This is a genomic window from Methylobacterium sp. NMS14P (assembly GCF_028583545.1).
In the GTDB taxonomy this organism is placed as follows: domain Bacteria; phylum Pseudomonadota; class Alphaproteobacteria; order Rhizobiales; family Beijerinckiaceae; genus Methylobacterium.
In genome coordinates this window covers 2,323,149-2,335,361 of record NZ_CP087106.1, presented here as the reverse complement: position 1 = coordinate 2,335,361, position 12,213 = coordinate 2,323,149, and the positions used below count along the sequence as shown (strand labels likewise).

At 71.2% G+C, this 12,213-nt stretch carries 9 protein-coding genes; 7 read left to right on the top strand and 2 right to left on the bottom strand.

Annotated features, from left to right (window positions below; all coding sequences use genetic code 11):
- Window positions 1–161 precede the first annotated feature (161 nt).
- The 4 genes from proS (at window position 162) to LOK46_RS11045 (ending at window position 4,163) form a co-directional block, all read left to right on the top strand.
- Complete coding sequence (gene proS, locus LOK46_RS11060; protein WP_273563816.1) at window positions 162–1,487, top strand: proline--tRNA ligase; 1,326 nt, start codon at window positions 162–164, stop codon at window positions 1,485–1,487.
- A gap of 9 nt (window positions 1,488–1,496) precedes the next feature.
- Entirely contained in the window at window positions 1,497–2,807 is a 1,311-nt protein-coding gene (locus LOK46_RS11055) for a lipoprotein-releasing ABC transporter permease subunit (protein ID WP_273563815.1), read from the top strand.
- Between the two features lie 12 nt (window positions 2,808–2,819).
- Entirely contained in the window at window positions 2,820–3,533 is a 714-nt protein-coding gene (locus LOK46_RS11050; RefSeq protein ID WP_273563814.1) for an ABC transporter ATP-binding protein, read from the top strand.
- A 369-nt stretch (window positions 3,534–3,902) separates the two neighbouring features.
- Window positions 3,903–4,163, top strand: coding sequence for a hypothetical protein (locus LOK46_RS11045; RefSeq protein WP_273563813.1), 261 nt, complete (start codon window positions 3,903–3,905; stop codon window positions 4,161–4,163).
- 173 nt (window positions 4,164–4,336) lie between these two features.
- Here the strand turns inward: LOK46_RS11045 and LOK46_RS11040 are convergent, their stop codons facing one another.
- A complete protein-coding gene (locus tag LOK46_RS11040; protein WP_273563812.1) occupies window positions 4,337–5,596 on the bottom strand; it encodes a glycosyltransferase in 1,260 nt (419 codons plus the stop codon).
- Between the two features lie 538 nt (window positions 5,597–6,134).
- On the opposite strand from LOK46_RS11040, the gene dnaE reads away from it, so the two are divergent.
- Both dnaE and LOK46_RS11030 read left to right on the top strand, forming a co-directional pair.
- Window positions 6,135–9,653, top strand: a complete 3,519-nt coding sequence (dnaE, locus tag LOK46_RS11035) for a DNA polymerase III subunit alpha (protein ID WP_273563811.1) — start codon at window positions 6,135–6,137, stop codon at window positions 9,651–9,653.
- A 211-nt stretch (window positions 9,654–9,864) separates the two neighbouring features.
- On the top strand, window positions 9,865–11,166 hold the full coding sequence (locus LOK46_RS11030) for an Nramp family divalent metal transporter (RefSeq protein ID WP_273563810.1): 1,302 nt from the start codon (window positions 9,865–9,867) through the stop codon (window positions 11,164–11,166).
- A 40-nt stretch (window positions 11,167–11,206) separates the two neighbouring features.
- Here LOK46_RS11030 and LOK46_RS11025 read toward each other — a convergent pair whose 3' ends face one another.
- The gene (locus tag LOK46_RS11025) at window positions 11,207–11,830 is read right to left on the bottom strand and encodes a hypothetical protein (RefSeq protein WP_273563809.1); all 624 of its coding nucleotides are present in this window, start codon (window positions 11,828–11,830) and stop codon (window positions 11,207–11,209) included.
- Window positions 11,831–12,005: 175 nt separating this feature from the next.
- On the opposite strand from LOK46_RS11025, the gene LOK46_RS11020 reads away from it, so the two are divergent.
- Entirely contained in the window at window positions 12,006–12,149 is a 144-nt protein-coding gene (locus LOK46_RS11020; protein ID WP_012319010.1) for a hypothetical protein, read from the top strand.
- The last annotated feature ends 64 nt before the right edge of the window (window positions 12,150–12,213 follow it).

Sequence of the window (12,213 nt, the reverse complement as noted above, 5' to 3'; positions counted from 1 at the left end):
CGCCTAGGCAGCGGCCTCACCGCGGCCGGACCGCCGCCTCCGGTTCGCCGCGATTACGCCCCGCCGTGGTCGCGCAGTGCTTGTAATTTGCGTCTCCGGCGTGTTGTGTGCCGGCGCGCCGCGGCTCCTCCCGGCCGCTCCTCTTCCAAGACTCTGAAGACATGCGTCTCTCCCGCTACTTCATGCCGACCTTGCGCGAGACGCCCAAGGAAGCCGAGATCGTCTCGCACCGGCTGATGCTGCGCGCCGGCCTGGTCCGCCAGGAAGCCGCCGGCATCTACGCCTGGCTGCCGCTGGGCCTGCGGGTGCTGGAGCGCGTCTGCGCGGTGATCCGGCGGGAACAGGACCGGTCCGGCGCCGTCGAGATCCTGATGCCGACGGTTCAGTCCGCCGAGCTGTGGCGGGAATCCGGCCGCTACGACGCCTACGGCAAGGAGATGCTGCGCCTGAAGGACCGGCACGACCGCGAGATGCTCTACGGCCCCACCGCCGAGGAGATGGTCACCGAGATCTTCCGGGCGAGCGTGCGCTCCTACAAGGACCTGCCCAAGAACCTCTACCAGATCTCGTGGAAGTTCCGCGACGAGGTGCGGCCGCGCTTCGGCACGATGCGCTCCCGCGAGTTCCTGATGAAGGACGCCTACTCGTTCGACTTCGACCAGGCCGGCGCGCGCCACGCCTACAACCGGATGTTCGTGGCGTACCTGCGGACCTTCGCGGGCCTCGGCCTGAAGGCGATCCCGATGCGCGCCGATACCGGCCCGATCGGCGGCGACCTCTCCCACGAGTTCATCATCCTGGCCAAGACCGGCGAGAGCGAGGTCTTCTGCGACAGGGCCTATCTCGACTTCGACATCCCGCCGGCGACCGTCGATTTCGACGACGTCGCCGCTCTCCAGGGCATCGTCGATGCCTGGACCTCGCACTACGCGGCCACCGAGGAGATGCACGAGCCCGCGGCCTTCGCGGAGGTCCCGGAGGACAACCGCATGGCCGCCCGCGGCATCGAGGTCGGGCACATCTTCTACTTCGGCACCAAGTATTCCGAGCCGATGGGCGCCAAGGTCGCCGGCCCGGACGGGATCGAGCGGCCGGTCCACATGGGCTCCTACGGCATCGGGCCGAGCCGCCTGGTCGCCGCCATCGTCGAGGCCAGCCACGACGAGGCCGGGATCATCTGGCCGGACGCGGTCGCGCCGTTCGACGTCGCGCTGATCAACCTCAAGGTCGGGGACTCCGCCACGGACGCCGCCTGCGCGCAGATCCAGTCCGATCTCGAGGCCGCCGGCCTGTCGGTGCTCTACGACGACCGCGACGAGCGCCCCGGCGCGAAGTTCGCCACCGCCGACCTGATCGGCCTGCCCTGGCAGGTGATCGTCGGGCCCAAGGGTCTGGCGGAGGGCAAGGTCGAGCTGAAGCGGCGTGCCGGTGGCGAGCGCGAGAGCCTCGCGACCGTCGATCTGCTGGCACGCATCCGGCGCGTCTGAGGCGTGCCGATGGCGGCCTCAGCGGCGCTGGACCGGGCCCGGACCTTCGCGGCCTCGTTCACGGCCTCGTTCCGCCAGGGCACCGCGCCCTTCGCGCCGTTCGAGTGGATCCTCGCCGGCCGCTACCTGCGCGCCCGGCGCCGGGGCGGCGGCGTCTCGGTGGTGGCGTTCTTCTCGGTGCTGGGCATCGCGCTCGGCGTCGCCACGCTGATCATCGTCCTGTCGGTGATGAACGGCTTCCGGGCGGAGCTGCTGTCGAAGATCGTCGGCATCAACGGCCACCTGTTCGCCACGCCCATCGACCGGCCGTTCAACGACTGGACCGACCTGTCGGAGCGCCTGTCGAAGGTGGCGGGCGTGCGCGCGGCGGTGCCGCTGGTCGAGGGCCAGGCCTTCGCCTCGTCGCAGTACGGCGGCTCGGGGGTGATCATCCGCGGCGTGCGGGCGGCCGACCTCGACGCACTGGCGGCCGTGTCCTCGGCGATCCGCGGCGGCACCCTCGAGGGCTTCGACGACGGCACCGGCGTGCTGATCGGCCGGCGGCTCGCCGACACGCTGGGCCTGCAGGCCGGCGACACGATCACGCTGGTCACGCCCAAGGGCTCGTCGACGCCGTTCGGGACGGCGCCGCGCACCAAGAGCTACACCGTCAAGGCGGTGTTCGAGGTCGGCATGACCGAGTTCGACCAGACCTTCGTGTTCATGCCGCTGACCGAGGCCCAGGCGTTCTTCAACAAGGACGGCGACGTCAGCATGATCGAGATCTACGTCGACGATCCCGACCACGTCGGCGACATGCGCGAGCCCCTGGAGATGGCGGCCGAGCGCCCGATCCTGCTCACCGACTGGCGCCAGCGCAACCGGACCTTCTTCGGGGCCCTGGAGGTCGAGCGGAACGTCATGTTCCTGATCCTCAGCCTGATCGTGGTGGTGGCGACGCTCAACATCGTCTCCGGCCTGATCCTGCTGGTGCGCGACAAGTCGAGCGACATCGCGATCCTGCGCACCATGGGGGCGACGCCCGGCACGATCATGCGGGTGTTCCTGATCAACGGCGCGCTGATCGGCGTCGTCGGGACGCTCAGCGGGCTCGGGCTCGGCGTCCTGATCACGCTGAACATCAAGCCGATCCAGCGCGTGCTGTTTCCGGGCGCCTGGGATCCCACGGTGCGGTTCCTCGCCGAGATCCCGGCCCAGATGAACCCGAAGGAGATCACCGCCGTGGTGATCACCTCGCTGCTGCTGTCGCTCGCGGCGACGCTGTATCCCTCCTGGCGCGCCGCCCGGCTCGATCCGGTGCAGGCCCTCCGCTACGGCTGACGGGCCCATCCGATGAGCGATCCGAGCCAGACCGCCGGCGACCAGCCGGTCCCGGCCCTGTTCTTCTCCCGCGTCGAGCGGCGCTACGCCCAGGCCGAGGGCGCCCTGGAGATCCTGCGCGGGGCCGACCTCGCGATCTGGCCGGGGGAGCTGGTGGCGCTCGTGGCGCCGTCGGGCGCCGGCAAGTCGACGCTGCTGCATCTCGCCGGCCTGCTGGAGCGGCCCGACGGGGGCGAGATCTACATCGGCGGCCACCCGACCGCCGCGATGGCGGATGCCGAGCGCACCCGCCTGCGGCGCGAGGAGATGGGTTTCGTCTACCAGTTCCACCATCTCCTGCCGGAATTCTCCGCGCTGGAGAACGTGGTGATGCCCCAGCTCATCCGCGGCCTGAAGCGCCCGGAGGCGAAGGCCCGCGCCACGGAGCTCCTGAGCTTCCTGGGCCTCAAGGAGCGGCTGCCGCACCGCCCCGCGGAACTGTCGGGGGGCGAGCAGCAGCGCGTCGCCATCGCCCGGGCAGTGGCCAACGGCCCGCGCCTCCTCCTCGCCGACGAGCCGACCGGCAACCTCGATCCCGGGACGGCGGGCCACGTCTTCTCGGTCCTGATGGCGCTGGTCCGCGCCTCGGGCCTCGCCGCCCTGGTCGCGACCCACAACCTGGAGCTGGCCGCCCGCATGGATCGGCGGGTCACCATCCGGGACGGGTTGATCACGCAGCTCGACTGAGCCGACCGCTTACTTCTGCGGATTGACCCGCGCGCCGGCGCACCGACGGTCCGCGCGGCGCGGTCGTGCCAGCCGCACGACGCATCGCGTGGCCGCGCGACCGTGGGTCGATCCCTGCACGGGACATCGGACACCCCGCGCCCGACGCGCCCCGACATCCTTCATCAACCGCAAGGCGCATCGCTCCGGATCGGCGACGCAACCCGGTCCGCGGACCTGCGACTCCCGTAAGTGCACGCGATCTTTAATCCGTCGCGCCGCGTGCGGCGCGTCACGTCGCGGAGGACACCGGCCCCCTATCTTACGATTACGCAAGACAAAACAGAGCCGAACAACCGGCCTGTACTGCGTAATCTCTGGAGCTTTGCCATGAGGACCCGTATCGCCGCCGCCGTCACCGCAGTTGTCCTTGGCGTCGCTCCGATCTCGTCCGCCATGGCGGCGAACGGGGCCCGCTGGACAGGCCTCGCTCCCTACGAGGTCGAGACCACGGGCTCGCTGGGTCTCGGGGTCCACGACAATCCCAACTACGTGGGCTGCCCGCTGAGCTCGGCCTCCGAAGGCAACGCCGACCAGCAAACCCGGCCGGTGAAGCAGTACGGCCAGACTTCCGGCGGCTACCGCTGCTGAGCCGGCGCGAGGACGGATGAAGCTCAAAGCCCTCTCCTACGTCATGATCGGCGCCTTCGTGAGCGGCCTGCTCATGACCTTCGTCGGCTCCGCCACCGCGCTGCTCGGGCAGTGATCAGAGGGCGCCGCCTCCATCCGGGGCGGCGCCGCTCGCGTCCGGACGGCCGGCGCGGTCAGGACGGGCCGGAACCGGTCTCGGCGGTCATCAGCCGCTCGACGTAGTCGCAGGCGTCGCGGATGGCATCGGGGCCTTCCGCCATCCGCGCCCGCGCCGCCGCGCAGGCCCGCGCCACCGCGGGGTCGGCGAGCAGCCGGCCGAGCACCCGCGCGGCCCGCGCGGGCCGGAAGGCACGCCGGCTCAGGGTGGCGCCCAGATCCCGATCCTTCAGCCGCCGCCCCTCGTCGAAATGGTCGAAGGCCACCGGCACCACGAGCTGCGGGACGCCCGCCGCCAGGGCCTGCGCCACCGTGCCGACGCCGCCGTGATGGACCAGCGCCGCGCTGCGCGGCAGCAGGGCGCTCAGGGGAGCGTAGGGCAGGTGGATGATCTCGGCCGGCAGCGGCCTCGGGATCTGCCCGCCCTGCGGGGCGAGCAGGACGCCGCGCCGGCCCATGCGCCGGCACAGCCGCACCGCGGTGTCGAAGAAGCCGGCGCCCTGGCGCATGGCCGAGCCGTAGGTGAACACGATCGGCGGCTCACCCGCGTCGAGGAACGCTTCCAGCTCCGGCGGCATGGCCGCCACGTCGCCGAACCGGTCGACCAGCGGGAAGCCGAGCTGCACCGCCTGGCCCGGCCAGTCGGCCTGGGGCTCGGCGTACCAGTCGGGGAACATGAGGAGCATGCCGGTCGGGCTGTTCCACCAGTGCCGCAGCCGATAGACCGGATCGAGGCCGAGACGCGCCCGCAGGGCGTTCAGCGGCGGGAGGGTGAACGGCCCGACCGCCACCTTGTCGACGCCGAGGTTCACGTAGGCCCGCAGGGCGGCCGGCAGGACGCGCGGCAGCGGCAGGCCCGGCAGACGCGGCGGATCGTACCGGCTCTCGATCAGGAACGGCATGACGTGCAGCGTCGCGGTCGGCAGATCGTAGAGGTCCTGCGCGAGCCGCGCCCCCCAGCCCAGCGGCGAGGCGACCACCCGCAGGTCGATCCCCCGGGCGCGGGTCGCGCCGAGCCACAGGCAGGCCGGCTCGGCCACCTGCAGGGCGTAGTCGAACATCGGGCGGAAGCCCTGCTGCGGGTGCCACAGATCCGGCTGGCGGATCACCGCCTCGTAATCCGCCACCGTGCCCAGGGGCTGGAAGGCGAGGCCGGCCCGGCGGGCCATCGCCTCGAACGGGGCCGGGGCCGCCAGCGAGACGCCGTGCCCGCGCCTCAGGAGCTCGTGCCCCAGCGCGATGAACGGCAGCACATCGCCATGTGTGCCGACGGCCACGAGGGCGACGTCGAACCGTTCGACCGTCCGGTGCGCGGGAATGGCTTGCTCCTTCGAACCCCCCAGCCGGTGACGAGCTCGTCTCGAAGGCGGGGGCATGCCAGCCCGCCCGATCCGCATCAAGACACTTTTTACCCTGTCGAAGAAACGGGGCCGCCTGTGACCCGCAGACCCTTCCAAAAGAACAAAACATGAACATACTAGGACCGGAACACAGGAGGCAGGTCGATGCTGAAGCGGATGGTCCTGACCGGAATGGTCGAGTTCATGGCGTTCGGGATGCTGTTCGCGGCGATCGGTGCCTGGGCGATAGCCTTGGCACCGGTTCGTTAGCCGGATTTTTCCGAACGCCGCCAGGTTCCCGCCGCGGGCGGGTTATGCACAGGCGATCGCCCCGCGGACGTCGATTGTCCACAGGGCCGGGCCGAACTGGTGCTTCCGGGGCACGACCGGTGGATATCGTCCTCCGGCGGCCCGGCGCACGTCGACTTGAGGCCGGCGAGCGGGGATGCTGCCCGACCCCGGAACAAGGTCGGCCATGCCACGCCAGCTCAAGGAGGTCGGATTCGTCCACCTCCACGTCCACTCGTCCTATTCCCTGCTCGAAGGGGCGCTGAAGGTCGGCTCCCTGATCAAGGCGGCGGTCGCCGACAGGCAGCCGGCCCTGGCCCTGACCGACACCAACAACCTGTTCGGCGCGCTGGAATTCTCCGAGAAGGCGGCAGGGGAGGGCGTCCAGCCGATCGCCGGCGTGCAGCTCTCCGTGGCGTTCGAGGCCGCGGACCCGCACCAGCGCCAGGCGCCGACCAGCCACGGCATCGTGCTCCTCGCCCAGGACGAGACCGGCTACGCCAACCTGCTGCGGCTGGCGAGCCGCGCCTATTTCGACACGGCCCTCGGCGAGGCGCCGCGCCTCGATGCCGGAGCGCTCGCGGGCGCCTCCGAGGGGCTGATCGCGCTCACCGGCGGGATGGCGGGCCCCCTCGACGCGGCCTTCCGGGCAGGCCGGCCGGAGCTCGCCCTCAACCGCCTGAAGCGCCTGAAGGAGACCTTCGGCGAGGACCGGCTCTACGTCGAGATCCAGCGCCACGGCCAGTCCGAGGAGGGACGGATCGAGACCGCGCTCCTCGACCTGGCTGGCCGCCACGGCCTCGGGATCGTGGCGACGAACGAGCCCTACTTCGCCAAGCCCGACGATTACGACGCCCACGACGCGCTGCTCGCGATCGCGGAGGGCCGCCTCGTCTCGGACGAGCGCCGCCGCCGCCTGACGCCGAGCCACGCCTTCAAGACCCGGGCCGAGATGGCCGAGCTGTTCCGCGACCTGCCGGACGCGCTCCAGGCCACGGTCGAGATCGCCATGCGCTGCGCCGTCCGGGCGCGGACCCGCAAGCCGATCCTGCCGAACTTCGGCGCCGTGGCGGCGGGCGAGACGCCCCCCATGGCGGAGGCCCTGGCGGAGGCGTCCGACGCGGGCGCGCGGGCGGTCTCGGCCGACGAGCCGACCGAGCTGCGCCGGCAGGCCGAGGCCGGGCTGGAGCTGCGCCTGAAGCAGCACGGCACGGCGCCGGGCTTCTCCGAGGAGGATTACCGCAAGCGCCTCGAGTTCGAGCTCGACGTCATCGTCAAGATGAAGTTCCCGGGCTACTTCCTGATCGTCTCCGACTTCATCAAGTGGGCCAAGGACCACGACATCCCGGTGGGGCCGGGCCGCGGCTCCGGCGCCGGCTCGCTGGTGGCGTGGTCGCTGCTCATCACCGACCTCGACCCGCTCCGGTTCGGCCTGCTGTTCGAGCGCTTCCTCAACCCCGAGCGCGTCTCGATGCCGGATTTCGACATCGACTTCTGCGTCGAGGGCCGCGAGCGGGTGATCAAGTACGTGCAGCAGCGCTACGGCGAGGGGCAGGTCGGCCAGATCATCACCTTCGGCACGCTGCTCGCCCGCGGCGTGCTGCGCGACGTCGGCCGCGTCCTCGAGATGCCCTACGGGCAGGTCGACAAGCTGACCAAGCTGGTGCCGCAGAACCCGGCCAACCCGGTGACGCTCGCGCAGGCGATCGAGGGCGAGCCTAAGCTCCAGCAGGCCATGGAGGAGGAGCCGATCGTCGGCCGCCTCATCGACATCTCCAAGAAGCTGGAGGGCCTGCACCGCCACGCCTCGACCCACGCCGCCGGCGTCGTGATCGGCGACCGGCCCCTGGAGGAGCTGGTGCCGCTCTACCGCGACCCGAAGACCGGCATGCGGGTCACCCAGTTCAACATGAAGTGGGTCGAGCAGGCGGGGCTGGTGAAGTTCGACTTCCTGGGCCTCAAGACCCTCACCATGCTGCGGTGCTGCACCGACCTGCTGAAGCAGCGCGACATCCACATCGACCTCGCGTCGCTGCCGCTCGACGATCCGAACACCTACGGGCCCATGGGCCGGGGCGAGACGGTCGGCGTGTTCCAGGTGGAATCGGCCGGCATGCGCAAGGCGCTCTGCGAGATGCAGGCCGACCGGCTGGAGGACATCATCGCCCTGGTGGCGCTCTACCGGCCGGGCCCGATGGCCAACATCCCGGTCTACTGCGAGCGCAAGCTCGGTCGCGACGCCGGCAACGAGGCGTCCTGGTACCCGGACCCGAAGCTGGAGCCGATGCTGAAGGAGACCTTCGGCATCATCGTCTACCAGGAACAGGTGATGGAGATCGCCAAGGTGCTCGCCGGCTACTCGCTCGGCGAGGCCGACATGCTCCGGCGCGCCATGGGCAAGAAGATCCGCGCCGAGATGGACGCGCAGCGCGACCGGTTCGTCAAAGGTTGCACCGAGCGCGGCCTGACCAAGGCCAAGGCGAACGAGATCTTCGACCTGCTCGCCAAGTTCGCCGATTACGGCTTCAACAAGAGCCACGCGGCGGCCTACGCGCTGCTGACCTACCAGACCGCCTACCTGAAGGCGAACTTCCCGGTCGAGTTCCTGGCCGCCGCCATGACCCTCGACATCGACAACACCGACAAGCTCGCCGAATTCCGCCAGGACGCCCAGCGCCTGAAGATCGTCGTCGAGCCGCCCTCGATCAACACTTCCGGCGAGGTGTTCGAGGTGCGCGACGGCAAGATCTTCTACGCGCTGGCCGCCATCAAGGGCGTCGGCCGCGAGGCGGTGCGGGCGCTGGTGGAGGCGCGCGGGGACCGGCCGTTCAAGGACCTCGCCTGCCTCGCCCGCCGGCTGAACCCGCGGATGATCAACAAGCGGACCCTGGAGAGCCTCGTCCAGGCCGGGGCGCTCGACTGCATCGAGCCCGACCGGGCCCGGGCCTTCGCGGCGGTGGAGCCGATGATGAAGCTCGCGGCCAGCGCGGCGGAGGCCGAGACCGCCGGCGTCACCGACATGTTCGGCGGCGTGGTGGCGGACGACGTGTCCCTGCGCATCCCGCCCCACGAGATCTGGCCGATGGCCGACACGCTCAAGCGCGAGTACGCGGCGATCGGCTTCTTCATCTCGGGCCACCCGCTCGACGAGTACGGCGACCTGCTCGACAAGCTGCGGGTGCAGAGCTGGACGGATTTCTGCCGCGCGGTCCGGGCCGGGACCTCGAGCGTCGGCCGGGTGGCGGCCTCGGTGCTCGACCGGGCGGAGCGGCGGACCAAGACCGGCAACAAGATGGGCATCGTCACCCTGTCGGACCGGACCGCGCATTTCGAGGCGATCATCTTCTCCGAGGGGCTCGGCCAGTACCGCGACATCCTGGAACCGGGCCGCCCGCTGGTTCTGCAGCTCCAGGCGAACCTGGAGGGCGAGGACGTGCGCGCCCGCATCCTCACCGCGGAGCCCCTCGACCAGGCGGTCGCCCGCCACCAGAAAGGCATCCGCATCCATCTGAGCGACCCGCGCGGCGTCGCCCCCGTGCAGCAGCGCCTGTCGATGCGGGGCGAGAGCGAGGTCTCGCTGATCCTCAAGCTCGACGGCGGCGAGCGCGAGGTGGAGATCCGGCTGCCCGGCAAGTTCCAGGCGAGCCCGGCGCTCGCCGGCCAGCTCCGGACCGTGCCGGGGGTGGTGCAGGTGGAGGTGAGCTAGCGGATCGCCGCGGAAGCCGCGCCGTCTCTGCGAGCGTGGCGGCCGAGGAGGTCCGCCACTATCCGACAGGGCAGGCCGGGACCGCGGGAGGCGCGCCGGCCGTCACTTCTCGCGCCGACGGCGAGCCCGGGATCGCCGCCGCGCGCGAGCCGGCTGAGAACACTCCCGAACCCGACCGGTTGGACCTCTGCGCACCCTGCGACGAGGATCCATGGACCAGCCCCGGCCGAAGCCCGCGACCGAGGATCCGGACGAGCGGCACACGGGTAGGGGCGTCCTCGGCGCCCTGGGTACGGGGGTGATTACCGGCGCCGCCGACGACGATCCTTCCGCCATCGGCACCTACGCCAGCGCCGGCGCCAAGTTCGGCCTCGCGATCCTGTGGATCGCGCCCGTCGTCCTGCCGATGATGGTCGTGGTCGTCTACGTCTCGGCCAAGCTCGGGCAGGTCTACGGCAAAGGCCTGTTCGCGGCGGTGCGCGACCGGTACCCGCGCTGGGTTCTCTACCCGCTCGTGCTCGGCGCCTTCACGGGCAACGTCATCGAGGCGGCGGCCAATCTCGGCGGGGTCGGCGCGGCCCTGAACCTGCTGGTGCCGGTGCCGATCCCCGCCATCGTGGTCGGCGCGGCCGCGGCGATCCTGGCCTTCCAGATCTTCGGTTCCTACGCGCTCCTGCGCGACGTCTTCCGCTGGCTGGCGCTGGCCCTGTTCGCCTACGTGGCGGCCGCGATCCTGGCCAAGCCCGATCCCGCCGCGATCCTGCGCGGCACCTTCGTGCCGCATGTCCGGTTCGATGCCGACTTCCTGGCGATGATCGTCGCCTGCATCGGCACCTCGCTCTCGGCCTACATCTACACGTGGCAGTCGAACCAGGAGGTCGAGGAGGAGATCGCGCAGGGGCGCCGCACCCTGCGTCAGCGCAGGGGCGCGACCGACGCCGAGCTGCGCAGGACCCGCCGGGACGTGGTGATCGGGATGCTGTTCTCGAACGTGATCCTCTACTTCATCATCCTGTCCACGGGCGCGACGCTGCATCAGACCGGGCAGACCGAGATCGAGAGCGCCGCCCAGGCGGCGGCCGCGCTGGAGCCGCTGGCGGGGGCGGGCGCGAAGTATCTGTTCGCGCTGGGCGTCGTCGGGGTCGGCTTCCTGGCGGTGCCGGTGATGACCACCGGCGCGGCCTACGACCTCGTGCAGGGGATCGGCCGGGAGGGCAGCCTCCACGCCCGCCCGCGCGAGGCCAAGCTGTTCTACGGCACCATCGCGGCCGTGACCGTGGTGGCGGTCGGGCTGAACTTCCTCGGCTTCAACCCGATGCGGGCGCTGGTCTGGTCCGGCATCGTGCAGGGATTCTCGGTGCCGCCGCTCCTGCTGCTGATGATGCTGATGACCAACGACCGGGCCGTCATGGGCGGGCGCGTCAACGGCCGCGTGACGAACGCGCTCGGGTGGCTGACCACCGCGGCGACGTTCCTCGCCACGGCCTGCCTCGTCGTGACGTGGGTCCTGTGAGGCAGAGCCGACGCGGGGCGGGCCCGGCGCAATCGCGTCCCTAGAAGGGCGCCGCGAGGCAGCCGGTCAGGGCGCCCTTCAGCGCGGCGGCCTCGGTCTCCGCCACCGTGAACGTGGCCGTCAGGGTCGGATCCTGGCTGCGCGGGCTCGCCTGCGTCCAGGTCAGCCTGGTCCCGGGCTGGACGAGGGCCAGGGCGACCCCGCGCAGCGGATCCTCGCCGCGGCGCGCGCCCGTCACCGTCAGCGTGAAGCCCGCCTCCGGCCCGGTCGCGGCGCCCCGGACCGGCATGCGCACGGAGCGCACGCTGCCGTCACTGGAGACCAGGATGCCGGTGGTGGGCTTCTCGCTGTCGGTCCCTTCGAGGCCCGCGAAGTCGAAGCGCGGCGCCAGTTCGGCGAAGCGCGGCACGGTCAGCGCCGCCGACAGGCCGGTGCCGCCCGGATCGCAGGCGACGTGCAGGGTCGCCGGCCTCTGGTCCGCCTGGAGGGTCGCGGTGCCGGTCAGATCCGCGCTGCCGGCGGGCGCCCGGGCGCTGCCGGCGAGCAGGGGGGTCCGGCCGGTCAGGATGTCGGACAGCCTGTCCCCGCGGCTCAGCGGCCCGGCCAGGAGCGCGAAGGCGGCGATGACGACCACCGCCAGGGCCACGCCGATCCGGAGCCGCATCCTATCCTCCGCCTGTGGACATCCCGGGCCGGCGGCATAGACGATCGCCGCCGCATCGCAACCCTTCGTTCACTACGTCCGCAGGAACCCGGCGGCCCGCGCGCCCGCGTGCACCGCAGCAACTCGGTAAAAACCGATCGTTCCTATGCACCGATGCTCAAGCCTGAGCGTCGCCATGCGCACGAAGATCCTGCTCGTCCTCACCCTCCTCGTCTACGTCACCACCGGCCGGGCTCCCGGCATCCGGGAGCCGCGCAACCCGGACGCGGAGCACGGCGGCGGGCGCGTCGTGGTCGCGACCAAGCGGGCCTGGATCTGAGCCGCCGGCATCCGGTCGCGGACCTGAGTCGACGCGTTCGCCTCCGTCCGGACGCGACGCGTGG